This is a genomic window from Streptomyces asiaticus (genome assembly GCF_018138715.1).
GTDB classification, from domain to species: domain Bacteria; phylum Actinomycetota; class Actinomycetes; order Streptomycetales; family Streptomycetaceae; genus Streptomyces; species Streptomyces asiaticus.
In genome coordinates this window covers 4,090,786-4,111,536 of the sequence record NZ_JAGSHX010000006.1, presented here as the reverse complement: position 1 = coordinate 4,111,536, position 20,751 = coordinate 4,090,786, and the positions used below count along the sequence as shown (strand labels likewise).

Sequence of the window (20,751 nt, the reverse complement as noted above, 5' to 3'; positions counted from 1 at the left end):
GGGCGTACTCAATTCTTTGCACTGTCGTTGTCGCACCTCACGGGCGTCGGACAGGCTGCGACGAGTGAAGGCTGTTCAGCCGACCGTCTCCTTTCTCCCATCGAGTGTGGAGTGAGTGCATGTCTGTCCCGCAGGGTGTTCGATTCCGCTTGACCGACGGCCAGCGGGGAATCTGGTACGCCGTCCAGGGCGATCCCGCCAATCCGCTCTTCGGCCTGGCGGAGCGGGTGGACATCCAGGGCCCCGTCGACCCCGGTCTGTTCGAGGCCGCCCTGCGGCGGGTGGTGGATGAGACCGAGGCCCTGCGGGTGTCCTTCGGCGCGGACGCCGACGGCCCGTACCAGGTGGTGGCGCCCGGACTCGACTGGCCGTTCCACTTCGTGGACGTGTCCGGACAGGACGATCCGGAGGCCGCCGTGCGCGCATGGGCCTCGGCCGACCAGAAGCGCCCGGTGGACCTCTTCACCGGACCGCTGTTCACCTTCGCGCTGTTCCGGCTCGCCGAGGACCGGCACGTCTGGTACCAGCGCCATCACCACATCGCACTGGACGGCCAGAGCGTGGGCATGATCGCGCGCCGGGTCGCCGCCGTGTACTCGGCCGCCGTGGCGGGGGAGCCGTGCCCGGAGTCCGGCCACGGCGGTCTGCGGGAGCTCATCGAGGCCGACGCCGCGTACGGCGGGTCCGAGGAGATCGTCCGCGACCGGCGGTACTGGGCCGAGCAGCTGGCCGACCGCCCCGAGGCCCAGGGCCTCACCGCACAGCCCACCCGCTATCCGGACGGCCCGCTGCTGCGGGTGGTCGCCACGCTGGAGCCGGCCGCCGTCGAGTCGATCCGGTCGCTGGCCCGCGAGGCGGGCACCGCCTGGCCGACGGTGGCCGTCGCCGCCCAGGCGCTGTATCTGCACCGGATCACCGGCCGCACCGATGTCGTCCTCGCCCTCCCGGTCGCGGCCCGGCCCGGCGGCGACGCCGCGAACGTGCCCGGCATGGTGTCCAACCTCGTGCCGCTGCGGCTGTCCGTCCGGCCGGGGGACACCGTCGCCGAGCTGCTGGGCCAGGTCTCCCGGCGGATGCGCGGCGCCCTGCGCCACCAGCGCTACCGCTACGAGGAGCTGCGCCGCGACGCCGGCACGCTGGCCGACGGCAGGCGTCTGGTCGGCCCGCGCGTCAACATCATCATGTTCGACTACGACCTGGACTTCGGCGGCCACCCGGGCGTGGTGCACAACCTGACCATCGGTCACGACGACGATCTGACCGTCGTCGTCGACAACCGGGCGGGCGACGGCGGGCTGCGGGTGGAGCTCAACGCCAGCCCCGAGCTGTACTCCGCCGCCGAGGTGGAGCGCCACGGCGAGCGCCTGACCGGGCTGCTGCGCGCCCTGGGCGCCGGCGCGCCGGACCGGCGGCTCGGAGCGCTGGACATCGCCACCGAGGCCGAGCGCCAGCAGGTGCTGGTGGACTTCGCCGGCGACGAGGCCCAGGCCGCCACCGCCGGGCTTTCCGCGAAGCCGGAGGGCGACGGGGCCACCGCCACCCTCACCGAGCTGTTCGAGGCGCGGGTGCGGCAGTGCCCCGACGCGCGGGCGGTGTCCCTGGGCGCGGACACGCTGACCTACGCCGAGCTGAACGCGCGGGCCAACGCGCTGGCCCGGCTGCTGGTCGCGCGGGGCGCCGGTCCCGGCCGGTTCGTGGGCCTGGTGCTGCCCCGCGGCATCGACCTGGTGGTGGCGCTGCTGGCGGTGGTGAAGTCGGGCGCCGCCTATGTGCCCATCGACCCCGCGTATCCGGCGGACCGCATCGCGTACACCATCTCCGATGTGGACCTGGCCCTGCTGGTGACGGACACCCGGGTCGAGGTGGCGCTCCCGGAGGGCGTGGCGCGGGTGGTGCTGGGCGAGGAGGAGGTGCGGGAGCGGCTCGCCGCCCTGCCCGGCACCGATCTGACCGACGCCGACCGGCCCTCGCCCCTGCTGCCGGTGGCCCCCGCGTACGTCATCTACACCTCCGGTTCCACCGGGCGCCCCAAGGGCGTCGTGGTCTCCCACCACAACGTGGTCCGGCTGTTCACCGCCACCCGCCGGTGGTTCCCCTTCGGCGCCGACGAGGTGTGGACCCTGTTCCACTCCTACGCCTTCGACTTCTCGGTGTGGGAGCTGTGGGGGCCGCTGCTGCACGGCGGGCGGCTCGTCGTCGTCCCGTTCGAGGTGTCGCGGTCCCCGGAGCGCTTCCTGCGGCTGCTGGCGGACGAGCGGGTGACCTTCCTCAACCAGACCCCGTCGGCCTTCTACCAGCTCGCGGGCGCCGACCGGGAGGACCCGGCGACCGGCGACCGGCTGGCGCTGCGCCATGTGGTCTTCGGCGGTGAGGCGCTGGACCTGGGGCGGCTGGCCGACTGGTACGAACGGCACGGCGAGGGCGCCGCCTGCGCCCCGCTGCTGGTCAACATGTACGGCATCACCGAGACCACGGTGCACGTCAGCCATCTGGCCCTGGACCCCGAACTGGCCGCCTCCGGCGCCGGTTCGCTGATCGGCGGGTCCATCCCCGATCTGCGGGTGCGGGTGCTGGACGGCGCGCTGCGCCCGGCTCCCCCCGGCGTGGCCGGGGAGATGTACGTGGCGGGCGCCGGTGTCGCGCAGGGCTATCTGAAGCGGCCCGGCCTGAGCGCCTCCCGGTTCGTGGCCGACCCGTTCGCGGGCGACGGCAGCCGGATGTACCGCACCGGCGACCTGGCCCGCTGGAACGCCGACGGGCTGCTGGAGTACCTGGGCCGCGCCGACGACCAGGTGAAGATCCGGGGTTTCCGGATCGAGACCGGCGAGATCGCGGCCGCGCTGTCGGCCTGCCAGGGCGTGGCCGACTGCGCGGTGGTCGCCCGGGACGACCGGGGCGGTGAGCGGCGGCTGGTGGCCTATGTGGTGCCGCAGGCCCCCGGTGAGGCGCTGGATCCGGCGTCTTCTTTTGGCACTTGGGCTGTTGGGTCGGTGCCGCAGGCCCCCGGCGAGGCGCTGGATCCGGCGTCTTCTTTTGGCACCTGGGCTGTTGGGTCGGCGCCACAGGCCCTCGGCGAGGCGCTGGATCCCGGACTGCTGCGCAAGAAGCTCGGCGAGTCGCTGCCGGACTACATGCTGCCCGCCGCGTTCGTCACCCTGCCCGCGCTGCCCCTGACCCCCAGCGGCAAGCTCGACGCACGGGCGCTGCCGGAGCCGGAGGTGACCGGCGGGGCGGCCGGACGGGACGCCCGCACCCCGGGCGAGCAGGTGCTCGCCGGGCTGTTCGCCGAGGTGCTCGGCGTGCCCGGGGTCGGTGTGGACGACAACTTCTTCGCGCTCGGCGGCCATTCGCTGGCCGCCACCCGGCTCGCCGGCCGGGTCCGCTCCGTGCTCGGCGTGGAACTCGCCGTGCACGAGGTGTTCGACCGGCCCACCGTGGCCGCGCTCGCCGAGCTGCTGGACACCGCGGGGGCGGCGCGGCCCGCGCTGGTCCCGGTGGACCGGCCGGTGCCCATGCCGCTGTCGTTCGCCCAGGCCCGGCTGTGGTTCCTCGACCGGCTCGACGGCCCCAACCCCACGTACAACATCCCCTTCGTGCTGCGGATGTCCGGCGACCTGGACGTCCCGGCGCTGCGGGCGGCGCTGCGCGACGTCCTGCTGCGGCACGAGAGCCTGCGCACCGTCTTCCCCGACACCGCGGGCGAGCCCCGGCAGCACCTGGTGCCCGCCGAGGAGCTGCCGCCGCTGCCGTACGCGTCCGAGGTCGCCGCCGCGGACCTGCCCGCCGCCCTGGCGGCCGCCGCGGGCCACAGCTTCCGGCTCGCCACCGAACTCCCGCTGCGCGCCGAGCTGTTCCGCCTCGGCGGCGATGAGCACGTGCTGTCCGTCGTGGTCCACCACATCGCCGGGGACGGCTGGTCCCTGGCGCCGCTGGTGCGCGATCTGTCGGTCGCCTACACCGCCCGCTGCGACGGCCGGGCCCCCGGCTGGGAGCCGCTGCCGGTCGCCTACGCCGACTACACCCTCTGGCAGCGGTCGCTGCTGGGCGAGGACTCCGACGAGACCAGTCCGCTGGCCCGTCAGCTGGCGTACTGGAAGACCGCGCTGGCCGGTCTCCCCGAGGAGCTGGCCCTGCCCACCGACCGGCCCCGGCCCGCCGTGGCGAGCCACCGGGGTGCGGTACTGGACTGCGAGATCGGCCCCGAACTCCACCGTGAGCTGCTCGCCGTCGCCCACGCCGGCGGCGCCAGCGTGTTCATGGTGCTCCAGGCGGCGCTGGCCGTGCTGCTGTCCAAGCTCGGCGCGGGCGACGACATCCCGGTCGGCAGCCCGATCGCCGGACGGACCGACGAGGCCCTGGACGACCTGGTCGGGTTCTTCGTCAACACGCTGGTGCTGCGCACCGACACCTCCGGGCGGCCGTCCTTCACCGAGCTGGTCGACCGGGTCCGCCGGGCCGACCTGACGGCCTACGCGCATCAGGACGTGCCGTTCGAGCGGCTGGTCGAGGTGCTCAACCCGGACCGCTCGCGGTCCCGGCACCCGCTGTTCCAGATCCTGCTGAGCATGCAGGACCACCCGGACCGCTCGCTGGAGCTGCCCGGTCTGACCGCCTCGGTGGCCCCGGGCGACCTCACCATCGCCAAGTTCGACCTCCAGTTCGACTTCCAGGAGCGCCGGGACGCGGCGGGGGCGCCGGCCGGGATCGGTGGTCAGGTGCTGTACGCCACGGATCTGTACGACGCCGAGACCGTGCGCCGGATGGTGGCGCGGTTCCTGACGGTGCTGGAGTCGGCCGTGGCGCGGCCCGGCAACAGCATCGCCGAGATCGACGTGCTGGCACCCGAGGAGACCCGCAGGCTGGCCGTGGAGTGGGCCGGCCCGGTCCGCGAGGTGCCCGCGCTCACCGGCTCCGTACCCGCCCGGTTCGCCGAGCGGGTGGCCGCCGCCCCGGACGCGACCGCGCTCGTCGCCGCGGACGGCACCGAGATCAGCTACCGGGAGCTGGAGGCGCGCGCCAACCGGCTCGCGCACCGGCTGCTCGCCGCGGGCGCAGGACCGGAGGCGCGGGTGGCCGTGCTCCAGCAGCGCTCGGTGGAGCTCGTCGTCTCCCTGCTCGCCGTGGTCAAGGCCGGTGCCGCGTATGTGCCGCTGGACTCGCGCGCCCCGCAGGCCCGCTGGGAGCAGGTGATGGAGCGGACCGAACCGTCGGTGCTGCTCCTCGACCGGGCCCAGCCGGAGCTGGAGTTCACCCACCGGGCCGCCACCGTCGTGGTGGACGACGACTTCACCGGGCATCCGGATCAGCCTCCCGCGGTGGCCGTACACCCCGAGCGGCTCGCGTATGTGATGTTCACCTCCGGCTCGACCGGCCGCCCCAAGGGCGTCGCGGTCACCCACCGCGATCTGCTGGCGTTCACCCTGGACGGCTGCTTCGAGGCCGACGCCCACCGCCGGGTGCTGCTGCACGCGCCGCACGCCTTCGACGCCGCCAACTACGAGCTGTGGGTGCCGCTGCTCACCGGCGGCACGGTCGTCATCGCCCCGCCGCAGGACATGGACGTCCGCACGCTGCGCCGGATGATCGCCGAGCACGGCATCACCGGACTGCACCTGACCGCCGGGCTCTTCCGCGTCGTGGCCGAGAACGACCTGGACTGCCTGACCGGTGTACGGGAGCTGCTGGCCGGTGGCGACGTCGTGCCCGGTACGGCGGTGCGTGCCCTGCTCGAGCGGTTCCCCGGCATGGTGTTCAAGGACACCTACGGCCCGACCGAGACCACCTCCTTCGCCACCTTCCACCGGGTGACCTCCGCCGACCGGGTGCCCGACGTCGTACCGATCGGTACCCCGCTGGACAACACGCGGGCCCATGTCCTGGACGGCCAGTTGCGCCGGGTGCCGCCGGGCGTGGTCGGCGAGCTGTACCTCGCCGGTGAGGGGCTGGCGCGCGGCTACTGGCGGGCGCCCGCGCTCAGCGCGGAGCGGTTCGTCGCCGACCCGTACGGTCCGGCGGGCAGCCGGATGTACCGGGTGGGCGACCTCGCCCGCTGGACCGGGGAGGGGGTGCTGGAGTTCGCAGGCCGCGCCGACGACCAGGTGAAGATCCGGGGCTTCCGGATCGAGCCCGGTGAGGTCGAGGCCGCGGTCGCCCGCCGCCCCGGTGTCGCCTCCGCCGCCGTGGTCGTGCGCGAGGACCGTCCCGGGGACAAGCGGCTGGTCGCCTACGCGGTGCCCGCCCCGGGCCACCGCCTCGACACCTCCGCGCTGCGCGAGGAGCTCGCCGAGGCGCTGCCCGACTACATGGTGCCCTCCGCCGTGCTGGCCCTGGACACCCTTCCGCTCACCCCCAACGGCAAGCTCGACCGCAGGGCGCTGCCGGAGCCGGAGCTCACCGGCGAGGGAGCGGGCAGGTCTCCGCGCACCCCGCAGGAGCAGGTGCTGTGCGGGCTCTTCGCCGAGATCCTCGAGCTGGCCTCGGTGTCGGTGGACGACAACTTCTTCTCCCTGGGCGGGCACTCCCTGCTCGCCACCCGGCTGGTGCTGCGCATCCAGGCCGTCCTGGGCGCCGATGTGGCGGTGCGCGACCTGTTCGACGCGCCGACCGTCGCCGAGCTGGCCCGGCTGGTCGACCGGGCCACCGGGGCGCGCACCCCGCTGACGCCCCGGGCGCGCCCCGAGGAGGTGCCGCTGGCGTACCCGCAGCGCGGCCTGTGGTTCATCAACCAGCTGGACCACGCGGACGGCACCTACAACCTGGGTGTCTCGCTGCGCTTCACCGGACGGCTCGACCGCGCCGCGCTCCACACCGCGCTGCACGACGTCATCGCCCGGCACGAGAGCCTGCGCACCCTCTTCCCCGACCGCGGCGGCGTGCCCTGCCAGGTCGTGCTGGACGCCGAGCGGGCCCAGCCTGAGATCCGGGTCTCCGAGGTGGCCGAGGAGCGGCTGGACGAGGCGCTGTCGGAGGTGGCGCGGCGCGGCTTCGACCTCGCCTCCGAACTCCCGATCCGCGCCGATCTGCTGGTGCTGAGCCCCACCGAGCACGTCTTCCTGATCGTGGTGCACCACATCGTCGCCGACGGCTGGTCCTTCGGCCCGCTGGTGGACGACCTGGTCGCCGCCTACACCGCGCGGCGCACCGGGGCCGCGCCCACCTGGCGGCCGCTGCCGGTGCAGTACGCGGACTACACGCTGTGGCAGGCCGAGCTGCTGGGCGCCGAGGACGACCCGGACAGCCTGCTGGGCGGCCAGCTGGACTACTGGAAGCGGACCCTCGCCGGTCTGCCCGAGCAGCTGGAGCTGCCCACCGACCGGCCCCGCCCGGCGGTGCTCAGCAACGACGGAGACCGGCTGCCGCTGTCCCTGAGCCCCGAGCTCCAGACCGCGCTGACCGACATCGCCCGCTCCAGCGGCGCCAGCCTCTTCATGGTGGTGCAGGCGGGCCTGGCGGCGCTGCTGTCCCGGCTGGGCGCGGGCGAGGACATCCCCGTAGGCACGGCCATCGCGGGCCGCAACGACGAGTCCCTGGTGGACGGCATCGGCTTCTTCGTCAACACCCTGGTGCTGCGCAACGACCTGTCCGGCGATCCCACCTTCCGGCAGCTGGTCGAGCGGGTCCGGGAGGCGGACCTGGCCGCCTACGCCCACCAGGAGGTGCCGTTCGACCTGCTGGTGGAGACCCTGAGCCCGGACCGGTCGCTCTCCCGGCACCCGCTGTTCCAAACCATGCTGACGTTCGAGAACATCCCCGAGCTGACGCTGCGCTTCCCCGGCCTGGACACCCGGCTGCACCCCGCCAACAACCGCACGGCCAAGTTCGACCTCGACTTCGCCATCGGCGAGACCTTCGACGCCGGCGGCTCCCCGGCCGGGATGACCGGCACGCTGGTCTACAACACCGACCTGTACGACCGGGCGGGCGCGCAGGCGCTGGCCGACCGGTTCGTACGCCTCCTGGAGACGGTGGCGGCCAACCCGGCGGTCCGCCTCACGCAGATCGACCTGCTCTCCGAGGCGGAGCGGCGGCGGGTGCTGGTGGAGTGGAACGGGGATGCGGCCGATGAGGTCGTGGCCACACTTCCGGAGCTGTTCGAGGCGCGGGTGCGGAAGTGTCCCGGCGCGCGGGCGGTGTCCCTGGGCGCGGACGGGCTGACGTACGGGGAGCTGAACGCGCGGGCCAACGCGCTGGCGCGGCTGCTGGTCGAGGGGGGCGCGGGGCCCGGCCGGTTCGTGGGTCTGGTGCTGCCGCGCTCGGTGGATCTGGTGGTGGCGCTGCTGGCGGTGGTGAAGTCGGGTGCCGCGTATGTGCCGATCGACCCCTCCTATCCGGCGGACCGCATCGCCTACACCATCGCGGACGTGGACCTGGCGCTCGTGGTGACGGACACCCGGGTCGAGGTGGCGCTGCCGGAGGGCGTGGCGCGGGTGGTGCTGGGCGATGAGCCGGTCGCGGGCCGGCTCGCCGAACTGCCGGCTACGGACCTGACGGACGCCGACCGGATCGCGCCGCTGGTGCCGGAGGCGCCCGCGTATGTGATCTACACGTCGGGTTCGACGGGGCGTCCCAAGGGTGTGGTGGTCTCGCACGGCAATGTGGTGCGGCTCTTCGAGCACACCCGGCAGTGGTTCGCGTTCGGCCCGGACGATGTGTGGACGCTGTTCCACTCGTACGCGTTCGACTTCTCGGTGTGGGAGCTGTGGGGGCCGCTGCTGCACGGCGGGCGGCTCGTGGTGGTGCCGTTCGACGTGTCCCGTTCGCCGGAGCGCTTCCTGCGGCTGCTCGCGGATGAGCGGGTGACCTTCCTCAACCAGACCCCGTCGGCGTTCTACCAGCTGATCCACGCCGACCGGGAGGATCCGGCGACCGGCGACCGGCTGGCGCTGCGCCATGTGGTGTTCGGCGGTGAGGCGCTCGATCTGGGGCGGCTGGCCGACTGGTACGAGCGGCACGGCGAGGGCGCCGCCTGCGCCCCGCTGCTGGTCAACATGTACGGCATCACCGAGACCACGGTCCACGTCAGCCATCTGCCGCTGAACGCGGAGCTGGCGGCCTCGGGCGCGGGCTCCCTCATCGGCCGGTCCATCCCGGACCTGCGGATCTATGTGCTGGACGGTGCGCTGCGCCCGGTGCCCCCAGGGGTGGCGGGGGAGATGTACGTGGCCGGTGGCGGCGTGGCGCAGGGGTATCTGAAGCGGCCGGGGCTGAGCGCGTCGCGGTTCGTGGCCGATCCGTTCGCGGGCGATGGTTCGCGCATGTACCGGACCGGTGATCTGGCCCGCTGGACCGTGGACGGTCTGCTGGAGTACCTGGGCCGCGCCGACGACCAGGTGAAGATCCGGGGCTTCCGGATCGAGACGGGAGAGATCGCCGCCGTGCTCTCCGCCTGCCGGGGCGTGGCCGACTGCGCGGTGGTCGCCCGGGACGACCGGGGCGGTGAGCGGCGGCTGGTGGCCTACGTGGTGCCGCAGGACCCGGGTGAGGCACCGGAGCCGGCCCTGCTGCGCGACACGCTCGCCGCGTCGCTGCCCGACTACATGCTGCCGTCCGCGTTCGTGGTGCTGGAAGCCCTGCCCCTGAACGCCAGCGGCAAGCTCGACCGCAAGGCGCTGCCCGCCCCGGAGTACGGGCCGGCGCCGGCGGGCCGCGCGGCGGGCACACCCCGCGAGGAGATCCTCTGCGGTCTGTTCGCCGATGTGCTCGGGGTGCCCGCGGTCGGCGTGGACGACAACTTCTTCGATCTGGGCGGCCATTCGCTGCTGGCGGCCAGGATCGTCAACCGGATCCGTTCGGTCCTGGCCGTCGAGCTGTCGGTCCGCACGCTCTTCGAGGCCCCGACCGTGGCGGCGCTGGCGAGGACCCTGGACGGGGAGGCGGCCGCCCGGCTGCCGCTGACGGCCCGCGAGCGGCCCGAGGTGCTTCCGCTGTCCTTCGCCCAGCGCAGGCTGTGGTTCCTGGGCCGGATGGAGGGGCCGAGCGCCACCTACAACGTGCCGGTGGTGCTGCGGCTGTCCGGGGAGCTGGACCGGGCGGCCCTGGAGCAGGCGCTGGGCGATCTGACCGGCCGGCACGAGAGCCTGCGCACGGTCTTCCCCGAGACCGACGGCTCGCCCCGGCAGCAGGTGTGGGACCCGGACGCGGTGCGGATACCGCTGACCGTGGTGGAGACGACCGAGGAGGCGTTGCCGGAGCAGCTCGAGGCGACCGTCACCCGGGGCTTCGACCTGACCGTCCAGCTGCCGCTGCGCACCACCCTCTTCGCGCTCGGCGAGAGCGAGCACGTCCTGGCCCTGGTGATCCATCACATCGCCACCGACGGCTGGTCCACGGCGCCGCTGGTGCGCGACCTGTCGGCCGCTTACGCCGCCCGCGCGGACGGCCGGGCCCCGGACTGGGAGCCGCTGCCGGTCGCCTACGCCGACTACACCCTCTGGCAGCGCGACCACCTCGGCGACGAGGACGACCCGGAGAGCCTGGCCTCCCGTCAGCTGGCGTACTGGCGTGAGGCGCTCGCCGGGCTGCCGGACGAGCTGACCCTGCCCACCGACCGGCCCCGGCCGGCCGTGGCCGGCCATCGCGGCCGCACCCTGGACTTCGCGATCGACCCCGGGCTGCACGAGCGGCTCACCGCGCTGGCCCGGGCCCGCGGGGTCAGCACCTTCATGGTGCTCCAGTCGGCGCTGGCCCTGCTGCTCACCAAGCTGGGCGCCGGAGAGGACATCCCGGTCGGCAGCCCCATCGCCGGGCGCCCCGACCAGGCCCTGGAGGACCTGATCGGCGTCTTCCTGAACACGCTGGTGCTGCGCACCGACACCTCGGGCGACCCGACGTTCGACCAGCTGCTGGAGCGGGTGCGGCGCACCGCGCTGGACGCCTACGCCCACCAGGACGTGCCGTTCGAACGGCTGGTGGAGGTGGTCGACCCGGAGCGGTCCCTGGCCCGGCATCCGCTGTTCCAGGTCATGTTGATGGTCCAGAACATGCCGGCCGCCGAGACCGCGCTGGGCGGGCTGGCCCTGCGGTCCGAGCTGGTCGACCTGGGCGTCGCCAAGGTCGATCTGAGCTTCGCCTTCGGTGAGCGGCCGGACCGGCCGGGCGCGCTGTCCGGCGTCTGCGAGTACAGCACCGAGCTGTTCGACGCGGACAGCGTGGAGACGCTGGTCCGGCGGCTGATCCAGGTGCTGGAGGCGGTGACCGGTGACCCGGGGCTGCGGATCAGCGAGGTCGAGGTGCTCTCGGCGGCCGAGCGCGAGCGGGTGCTGGTCGAGTGGAACGACACCGCGCGGCCGCTGCCCGCACGCCGGGTCCACGAGCTGTACGCGGCGCAGGCCGCCCGTACCCCATCGGCCGTCGCGGTGGTCTCCGGCGGGGTCGAGCTGACCTACGCCCAGCTGGAGACGCGCGCCAACCGGCTCGCCGCGCTGCTGACCGCCCGCGGGGCGGGCCCCGAGCGGCTGGTGGCCGTGGCGCTGCCGCGCTCGGCGGACCTGCTGGTCGCCCTGCTGGCCGTGCTCAAGACCGGGGCGGCCTATCTGCCGCTGGACCCGGAGCACCCCAGGGACCGGATCGGCTACACCCTCCAGGACGCCCGCCCCGCGCTGGCGCTGGTCACCTCCGCCACCGCGCCGCTGCTGGCCGTGGGCGGCGGGGACGGCGGGGACGGTGGGGACGGCGCTGGGCAGGACCTGGCGGACCGTGGCGGGGAGGCTGCCGTGGGCGGTGGTGCCGTGGACGGCGCTGGGCAGGACCTGGCGGACCGTGGCGGGGAGGCTGCCGTGGGCGGTGGTGCCGTGGAGGGCGCTGGGCAGGACCTGGCGGACCGTGGCGGGGAGGCTGCCGCGACCGGTGGTGCCGTGGACGGCGCTGGGCACGGCGGCGTACCGGCGCTGGTGCTGGACGACCCGGCCGTCGCCGCCGAGCTGGCGGCGGCGCCCACGGCCGCGCCCGGTGCGGTGTGCTCACCGGACCACCCGGCGTATGTCATCTACACCTCCGGTTCGACCGGCCGCCCGAAGGGCGTGGTCGTCCCGCACGGCGCGCTGAGCAACTTCCTGGACGACATGGGCGGGCGGTTCGGCCTCGGCCCCGCCGACCGGCTGCTCGCGGTCACCACGGTGTCGTTCGACATCGCGGCGCTCGAGCTCTATCTGCCGCTGCTGTGCGGCGCGGGCGTGGTGATCGCCGACCGGGACACCGTGCGCGACCCGGCCGCGCTGCTGCGGATGGCCGAGGAGACCGGGGCGGGGGTCGTCCAGGCGACGCCGTCGCTGTGGCAGGCCATGGTCACCGCGTCGCCGGAGGGTGTGCGCGGGCTGCGGGTGCTGGTCGGCGGTGAGGCGCTGCCCGAGGCCCTGGCCACCCGGCTGCGCACCTCGGCCGCCGGGCTGACCAACCTCTACGGACCGACCGAGACCACCATCTGGTCGACGGCCGCGGACCTGACGGACGGCCAGGGCGTGCCCTCGATCGGCACCCCGATCGCCAACACCCGGGTCTATGTGCTGGACGACCGGCTGCGACCGGTCGCCCCCGGGGTCCCGGGCGAGCTCTACATCGCCGGCGCGGGCGTGGTGCGGGGCTACCACAACCGGCCCGCGCTGACCGCGGAGCGGTTCGTGGCCTGTCCGTTCGGCGGCCCCGGCGAGCGCATGTACCGCACCGGCGACATCGTCCGCCGGACCGCCGACGGGCGGCTGGAGTTCTCGGGCCGGGCCGACCACCAGGTGAAGGTGCGCGGCTTCCGGATCGAGCTCGGGGAGATCGAGACGGTGCTGACCGCCCATGAGGCGGTCGGCCAGGCCGTGGCGCTCGCCCGCGCCGACCAGGGCGCCGGGGCGCGGCTGGTCGGCTATGTGGTGCCGAAGGTCCCTGGTGCGGCGCCGGATCCCGGAGTGCTGCGCACGTGGCTCGGCGAGTCGCTGCCGGAGTACATGATCCCGTCCGCGTTCGTGGTCCTTGACCGGCTGCCGCTCACCCCGAACGGCAAGCTCGACCGCAAGGCGCTGCCCGCGCCGAGCTTCGGCGCGGCGGCCGGTTCGCGGCCCCCGCGGACCCCGGTCGAGGAGGCGCTGTGCGCGGTCTTCGCCGAGGTGCTCCGGCTGCCCTCGGTCGGCATCGACGACAGCTTCTTCGAACTGGGCGGCGACAGCATCGTGACGATGCAGCTCATCGCCCGCGCCCGGGCGGCGGGTCTGGTCCTCGCCGTCAACGACGTGTTCGAGCACAAGACGGTGGCCGGGCTCGCCGCGGTGGCGGAGGTGCTCGACGACGCGGCCTCCCGCGAACCGGACAACCCCGTCGGCGAGTTCGCCGCCACGCCGATCATGCACTGGCTGCGGGAGCGCGGCGGTGCGATCGACTCCTTCAGCCAGCCGATGCTGGTGCGGACCCCGGCGGGCCTGGACCTGCCGACGCTCACCACCGCGCTCCAGGCGCTGCACGACCGGCACGATGTGCTGCGCGCCCGGCTGGTCGGCCGCGACGACGAGGGCGTCGAGGGTGACGAGGGTGACGAGGGCGTTGAAGGTGGCCAGGGCGTCGAGGGCGTCGAGGGCGTCGAGGGTGACGAGGGCGTTGAAGGTGGCCAGGGTGACGAGGGCGCCGAGGGCGTCGAGGGCGTTGAAGGTGGCCAGGGTGACGAGGGCGTCGAGGGCGTCGAGGGTGACGAGGGCGTTGAAGGTGGCCAGGGTGACGAGGGCGTCGAGGGCGGCTGGCGGCTGAGCGTGCCACCGGCCGGGGCGGTGTCCTGCGCGGACAGAGTCCGCCGGATCGACATCGCCGCCGCCGCGGCCGGGGAGCTCGCCCCGCTGGTCGGCCGCGCGCTCACCGAGGCCCGTGCGGAACTGGCGCCCCGGGACGGCGAGATGGTGCGCGCGGTGTGGTTCGACGCCGGTCCCGGACGGCCGGGACGGCTGCTGCTCGTCGCCCACCACCTGGTGGTCGACGGGGTGTCCTGGCGGATCCTGCTCCAGGACCTCGCCGACATCGCGACGGCCGTCGCCGCCGGACGGGAGCCGGAGCTCACTCCGGTGGGCACCTCGGTGCGCCGCTGGAGCGAACTCCTGGCGGCCGAGGTGCGCAGGCCGGAACGGCGGGCGGAGCTGCCGCTGTGGACGGACGTCCTGTCCGCCCCGGACGCCCGGCTCGGCGGGGCCACCTCGGCCCCCGGGCACGACCCGGCCGGACCGGTCGCCCGCGTCACCATGACGCTGCCGGCCGCGAAGACCGCGCCGCTGCTCGGCGAGGTGCCGTCGGTGTTCCACTGCGGTGTGGACGACGTGCTGCTCAGCGCGCTGGCGCTGGCGGTCGCCGACCGCCGCCGCCGAGTGGGCTCCACGGCCACCTCGGTGCTGGTCGCCGTGGAGGGGCACGGCCGGGACGAGAGCGTCGGGGGCGCGGATCTGTCCCGTACGGTCGGCTGGTTCACCAGCCTCCACCCGGTGCGTCTCGACCCCGGCCAGGTGCAGTGGGGCGAGCTGTGGTCGGGCGGCCCGGCCACCGGGCGCGTGGTCAAGCGGATCAAGGAACAGCTGCGCGCGGTGCCCGGCACCGGGATCGGCTACGGCCTGCTGCGCCATCTTGACCGGGAGACGGCCGCGGAGCTGTCCGGGGCGGCCGTGCCGTGGATCGGCTTCAACTATCTGGGCCGGGTCGAGGTCCACGACGGGCCCGGGGGCGACTGGCGCCCGGCCTCGGAGGCGCTCGGGCTCGACCTCGGCGGCGACGGCCTCGGCACCCCGTACGGACTGGAGCTGAACGCCGTCACTATTGACCGCCCCGGTGGCCCGGAGCTCATGGTGACCTGGACCTACGCCTCCGATGTGCTGTCCGAGGCGGAGGTACGGGAGGTCGGCGAGGTGTGGCTGCGCGCCCTGGACGGGATGGCGCTGCATGCGGCCGGACCCGGCGCGGGCGGCCACACCCCCTCGGACCTGGCCCTGTCGAATCTGGAGCAGGAGGAGATCGAGTTGCTGGAGGACGAGTGGTGAAGCGTCGATGACCATCACCTCTGAGGAGTTCACCCGGGCCATGGCCCGGGTGCCCGCCCCCGTGACGGTGGCCACGACGGTCGACGCGTCCGGACGCAGATGGGGGTTCACGGGCAGCTCGTTCAGCTCGCTGTCCCTGACCCCGCCACTGGTGCTGATCTGCCTGGGCAAGACCGCGAGCACCCACGAGGCGTTCACCACCGCCGAGAGTTTCATGATCAACATCCTGGCGGAGGGACAGGCGGACATCGCGAGGCGGTTCGCCGCCTCTGGCGCGGACCGGTTCGCGGCGGGGGACACCCTGCCGATGGAGCTGGGGCTGCCGGGCATACCGGAGGCGGTCGCCCGGGTCGCCTGTTCACTGCACCGCGTCGTGGACGGCGGCGACCACTCCGTCCTCATCGGCCGGGTGGTGGCGGCCCACGTCGGCGAGGACGACCCGCTCGTCTACTGCGACCGCTCCTTCCAGCGCCCGGCGGCGGTGGCCGAGACGGTCCGCGGGGCCGCGGTCTGGTGAGCGCGGCCCCGCGGACCGGGGGTGTGTCCGGGGCTCAGTGCCCGCGCGCGATCCACTCCTCCAGATGCGGGGCCTCGTCCCCGACGGTCGTGGAGTCGCCGTGGCCGGTGCGGACCACCGTCTCCGGCGGCAGCGTCAGCAGCCGCTCCCGGATCGACTCGATGATCGTCGGGAAGGACGAGTACGAGCGCCCGGTGGCGCCCGGGCCGCCCTGGAACAGGGTGTCCCCGGAGAAGACCGTGGCCAGCGCCGGTGCGTACAGACAGACGGCGCCGGGGGAGTGGCCGGGGGTGTGCAGCACCCGCAGTTGCGTCCCGGCCACGGTGAGGACGTCACCGTCGGCCAGCGGCTTGTCCGGGGCGCGGTCCGGGTGGCGCATCCGCCACAGCACCTCGTCCTCCGGGTGCAGCAGGATCGGCGCGCCGGTGCGCTCGGCGAGCGCGGGGGCCGCGTCGATGTGGTCGTCGTGGCCGTGGGTGGAGATGATGCCGAGCAGCCGGCGGCCGCCGACGGCGTCCGCGATGGCGTCGGCGTCATGCGCGGCGTCGATCACGTACACCTCGTGGTCGTCGCCGATCAGCCACACGTTGTTGTCCACCTCCCAGGTGCCGCCGTCCAGCGAGAAGGTGCCGGAGGTGACGAGGTGGTCGACGCGTACGGGCGGAGGGGTCATCAGAACATCACCACCGAGCGCAGCACCTCACCGCGGTGCATCTTGGCGAACGCCTCCTCGATGTCCTCGAGCCCGATCGTCTCGCTGACGAACGCGTCCAGGTCGAGGCGGCCCTGCTGGTAGAGGTCGATCAGCATGGGGAAGTCGCGGTCCGGCAGACAGTCCCCGTACCAGGAGGACTTGAGCGACCCGCCGCGCCCGAAGACGTCCAGGAGCGGCAGCTCCAGCTTCATCTCGGGGGTGGGGACGCCGACCAGGACGACGGTGCCGGCCAGGTCGCGGGCGTAGAACGCCTGCTGGTAGGTCTCGGGGCGGCCCACGGCCTCGATGACGACGTCGGCGCCGTTGCCGTCGGTCAGCTCACGGACGGCCTCGACGACGTCGGAGCTCTTGGCGTCGATGGTGTGGGTGGCGCCCAGCGAGCGGGCCCACTCCAGCTTCCGCTGGTCCAGGTCCACTGCGATGATCTTCGCGGCCCCGGCCAGCCGCGCCCCGGCGACCGAGGCGGCGCCGACCCCGCCGCAGCCGATCACGGCGACGGAGTCACCGCGCTGGACGTTGCCGGTGTTGAGCGCGGCGCCGATACCGGCCATCACCCCGCAGCCGAGCAGCCCGGCCGCGGCGGGCGAGGCCGAGGGGTCGACCTTGGTGCACTGCCCTGCCGCCACCAGCGTCTTCTCGGCGAACGCGCCGATGCCGAGCGCCGGGCTGAGCGCGGTGCCGTCGGTCAGGGTCATGGGCTGCTTCGCGTTGTGGGTGTTGAAGCAGTACCAGGGGCGGCCGCGGCGGCAGGCCCGGCACTCGTGGCAGACCGCGCGCCAGTTGAGGATCACATAGTCGCCGGGGGCCACCTCCGTGACGCCCTCGCCCACGGACTCCACGGTGCCCGCCGCCTCATGGCCGAGCAGGAAGGGGAACTCATCGTTGATCCCGCCCTCCCGATAGTGCAGATCGGTGTGGCAGACGCCGCACGCCTGGATCCGCACCACCGCCTCGCCGGGGCCGGCGTCCGGCACCACGATCGTCTCGATCCTGACCTTCTCGCCCTTGCCGGGGGCTACCACGCCGCGTACCTGTTGAGTCATGACAGCAGCGTAAGTGGCGACCAGCGGCTACGACAGGGATGACGAGGCCCGTCCGGAACGGGCCGCACCGGTCGGTCCGGAACGGGCCGCACCGGTCTCCCGGTGCGGCCCGTCACCGCTTCCGCGGACCGCTTACTTCACGTTGATCGCGGTCCAGGCGGCGGCGACCGCCTTGTATTCGGTGGAGTTGGCCCCGTAGAGGTCGGAGGCGGCGCTGAGGGTGCCGGTGCGGGCGCCCGCGTACTTGGTCGTCGAGGTCCAGTACGTGGTCAGGGCCCGGTACCAGATCTTGATGGCCTTGTCCCGGCCGATCCCGGTGACGGTCGAGCCGTCGTAGGTCGGGCTGTTGTAGCTCACGCCGTTGATCACCTTCGCGCCGCTGCCCTCGGACAGCAGGTAGAAGAAGTGGTTGGCGGGGCCGGAGGAGTAGTGGACGTCGATGTTGCCGAGCGTCGAGGACCAGTAGTCCTTGGACACCCCGTCCTTGCTGGGCTTGTCCTGGTAGCGCAGCGGGGTGCCGTCGCCATTGATGTTGATCTTCTCGCCGATGAGGTAGTCACCGGCGTCCGCGGAGTTGCCCGAGTAGAACTCCACCGCGGTGGCCATGATGTCGGAGGTGGCCTCGTTGAGACCGCCGGGCTCACCGGAGTAGTTGAGGTTCGCGGTGGCCGCGGTCACGCCGTGGCTCATCTCGTGGCCGGCCACGTCCATCGCGGTCAGCGCGTTGGCGTTGCCCGAGCCGTCGCCGTACGTCATGCAGAAGCAGGAGTCCTGCCAGAAGGCGTTGACGTAGTTGTTGCCGTAGTGGACGCGGGAGTACGAGCCCACGCCGTTGTTCTTGATGCCGTTGCGGTTCAGGACCTCCTTGTAGAAGTCCCAGGTCTCGGCCGCGCCGTAGTGCGCGTCGACGCCGGCGGTCTGGCGCCCGCCGCCCCATACGTCGTCCGCGTCGGTGAACAGGGTGCCGGTTCCCGAGCTGCCCTGGTTCAGGTCGTACGTCTTGTGGTTGCCCCGTGTGGAGTCGGTGAGGCTGTACGTGGAGCCGCTCTTGGTGGTGCCCAGGGGCACCGTGCCGCTGTACTTGCTGGTGCCGGTGCCCGTCTCGACGCCCTCCCACTGGGACAGCTTCTTGCCCGTGGTGGCGTCGGTGACGACGTGCAGCTCGCTCGGGGTGCCGTCGGCCTGCGTGCCGGTGACGACGGTCTCCCAGGCCAGGACGGGCTTGCCGGTGGCCGCCCAGACCACCTTCCGCGGCGACTTGGCCTTCTCGCCGGTGGTCGCCTTCGGCGCGGCCTTCAGCGCGGTGCCGGAAGCGGCCGAGGAGGCCACGGCGGCGTCGGTGCTCTTGACCGCTATGCGCGCGTCGGTGGCCTTGTTGACGGAGCGCGCGCCGCTGGTCTTCTCGTGGACGACCAGGTCGCCGCCGAGGACGGGCAGCCCCGCGTAGGTGCGCTCATAGCGGGTGTGAACGGTTCCGTCCGCGTCCTTGATGACGTCGCGGACGAGGAGCTTCTCCTTGGCCCCGAGCCCGAGGGACTCGGCCTGCGCGGAGGCGTCGGCCTGGGCCGCCTTGATCGCGGTGGCGCGCTCGCCCGCGGTCAGCGGAAGCGCCGTGGCGCCCGCCTCGCGGGAGTGCTCCGGCTGGGCGCTGGCCTGGCCGGTCTGCACGCCGATGACGACCATGGCGGCGGAGGCGACGAGCGCCGCCACGCGGACGGTCTTCTTACGGGGGGAGGAAGCGATGGGTCTCACTCGGTCTCCTTGCCTTGGGGCCGCCGGGTCGCGGCCCTGCGTAGGGGGTACGGCCGGCCATGGGTGGGCCGTCCGGTCGAGCAGGAGTGGTGCGAGTGGTGCACAGATGAGGTGCATGAGGGCCTTACCGCGGAGTCAGAAGACGCGCGGCGGGCCGACCAGAGATTGTCATTGAACGATCGATTGGGGTAGGCGCGTAACAAGAATTTGACTCGACGTTGTTCAAGTAGGGGCGAATTCGGTCAGCGAGGCATGAGGCAACAACGGCTGGTTGATGCCGACTTATGCCACTACGTCATGCCCCTGCCGCATCGGTGCCTCCGGCGGGCGCGGGGGCGGGACCCGGCCGATCGCCCAGGTGACGAGCGCGGCGGGGGGATGGGCGGGCGCGGCGGGCGGAGTTACCGAGTGTTGCTGTGCACGCGACGAGAAGACGATCTGCTGCGCTGGGCGGTGCGTGACGGTGTTTCCCGGGGGCGCCTGGCGGGTGTGTGTGGCGCGCCTGGCGGGGTCGGGGTCCGTGGTGGAGGTGTGGTCGGGTTCTGCGTGCTGGGCGGTGCGTGACGGTGTTTCCCGGGGGCGCCTGGCGGGTGTGTGTGGCGCGCCTGGCGGGGTCGGGGTCCGTGGTGGAGGTGGTTGGGTTCTGCGTGCTGGGCCGTGCGCGACGGTGTTTCCCGGGGGCGCGGCCCCAGCCTCAGAACTCCAGCACCGCCCGGTAGCGCGCGCGTCCGTGGCGGACGTGGTCGAGCGCCTCGCCGATGCGCGCGACCGGGAACGGCTCGACGACCGGGCGGATACCGTGCCGCACCGCGAAGTCCAGCATCTGCCGGTTCTCCTCCGCCGATCCCACGACGCCGCCGACGAGCCGCTTCTCGCCCGGCAGCAGGCTCAACGGGTGGAAGCTGAACGACCCGTGGGGAACGCCGACCACGCACAGCGTCCCCTGCGGGCGCAGCGCCGCCAGATACGCGTCCCACGGCAGATCGGCCGAGACGGTCGAGAGGATGAAGTCGAACGAGCCCGCGGCCCGCTCGAGCCCCTCCTCCGAAACGATGAACTCATGGGCGCCGAACCGCCGGGCGTCGTCCGCCTTCGCCGCCGTCGAGGAGATGGCGGTCACATGGCAGCCCCACTTGGCGAGGAACTGGATCGCGAGGTGGCCCAGGCCGCCCACGCCCACCACGGCGACCCGGTCCGTGGGCCGGACCCCGTTCCGGCTGATCGCCGAGAAGACCGTGATTCCGGCGCACAGGAGCGGTGCCGCGTGCTCGGAGGCGAGGGCGTCGGGCAGGGGCTGGACATACCGCCAGTCGCTCGCCCGCACCCGGGTGGCGAACCCGCCGCGGTCGCCGCGCAGCACCGTGTCGTCCTTGTGCGGGCACAGGAACTGCCGGCCGGTGAGGCACCACTCGCAGCTGAAGCACGCCCCGGCCACCGCGCCGACGCCCACGCGCTGCCCCACGGCCAGCCGCGTGCCGTCGACGGCGCTGCCCACGGCCTCGACCACGCCGACCGCCTCATGCCCCGCGACCACCGGGAACCGGGAGACGCCGTACACGTCGTCGACCAGGCCGATGTCGGTCTGGCAGACGCCGCAGTGCGTCACGGCGACATCGACCTCCAGCGGCCCCAGGGGCTCCGGCTCGTACTCGAGCGGCTGTACGGGCCCACCGGCTTGCTCCACCGCGTACGCGCGCACGGTCATGCGTCCCCACCTCATTTTCTAACTAACTAGTT

At 73.4% G+C, this 20,751-nt stretch carries 6 protein-coding genes; 2 read left to right on the top strand and 4 right to left on the bottom strand.

Translation table 11 applies throughout. The annotated features are described in order from the left end of the window. Window positions 1-149: 149 nt before the first annotated feature. Complete coding sequence (locus KHP12_RS24665) at window positions 150-14,987, top strand: non-ribosomal peptide synthetase (RefSeq protein ID WP_211833756.1); 14,838 nt, start codon at window positions 150-152, stop codon at window positions 14,985-14,987. A 7-nt stretch (window positions 14,988-14,994) separates the two neighbouring features. Next, window positions 14,995-15,504, top strand: coding sequence for a flavin reductase family protein (locus KHP12_RS24660; RefSeq protein ID WP_086880979.1), 510 nt, complete (start codon window positions 14,995-14,997; stop codon window positions 15,502-15,504). A 34-nt stretch (window positions 15,505-15,538) separates the two neighbouring features. On the opposite strand, the gene KHP12_RS24655 is transcribed toward KHP12_RS24660, so the two are convergent. The 4 genes from KHP12_RS24655 to KHP12_RS24640 all read right to left on the bottom strand — a co-directional run bounded on the left by KHP12_RS24655 (window position 15,539) and on the right by KHP12_RS24640 (window position 20,719). After that, the gene (locus KHP12_RS24655; RefSeq protein ID WP_086880978.1) at window positions 15,539-16,177 is read right to left on the bottom strand and encodes an MBL fold metallo-hydrolase; all 639 of its coding nucleotides are present in this window, start codon (window positions 16,175-16,177) and stop codon (window positions 15,539-15,541) included. After that, a complete protein-coding gene (locus tag KHP12_RS24650) occupies window positions 16,177-17,262 on the bottom strand; it encodes an S-(hydroxymethyl)mycothiol dehydrogenase (protein WP_086880977.1) in 1,086 nt (361 codons plus the stop codon). The genes KHP12_RS24655 and KHP12_RS24650 overlap by 1 nt, the downstream gene beginning before the upstream one ends. A 132-nt stretch (window positions 17,263-17,394) precedes the next feature. Continuing rightward, window positions 17,395-19,014, bottom strand: coding sequence for a M4 family metallopeptidase (locus KHP12_RS24645; RefSeq protein WP_210609451.1), 1,620 nt, complete (start codon window positions 19,012-19,014; stop codon window positions 17,395-17,397). A gap of 694 nt (window positions 19,015-19,708) precedes the next feature. Next, the gene (locus tag KHP12_RS24640) at window positions 19,709-20,719 is read right to left on the bottom strand and encodes an NAD(P)-dependent alcohol dehydrogenase (RefSeq protein ID WP_211833747.1); all 1,011 of its coding nucleotides are present in this window, start codon (window positions 20,717-20,719) and stop codon (window positions 19,709-19,711) included. Between the last annotated feature and the right edge of the window lie 32 nt (window positions 20,720-20,751).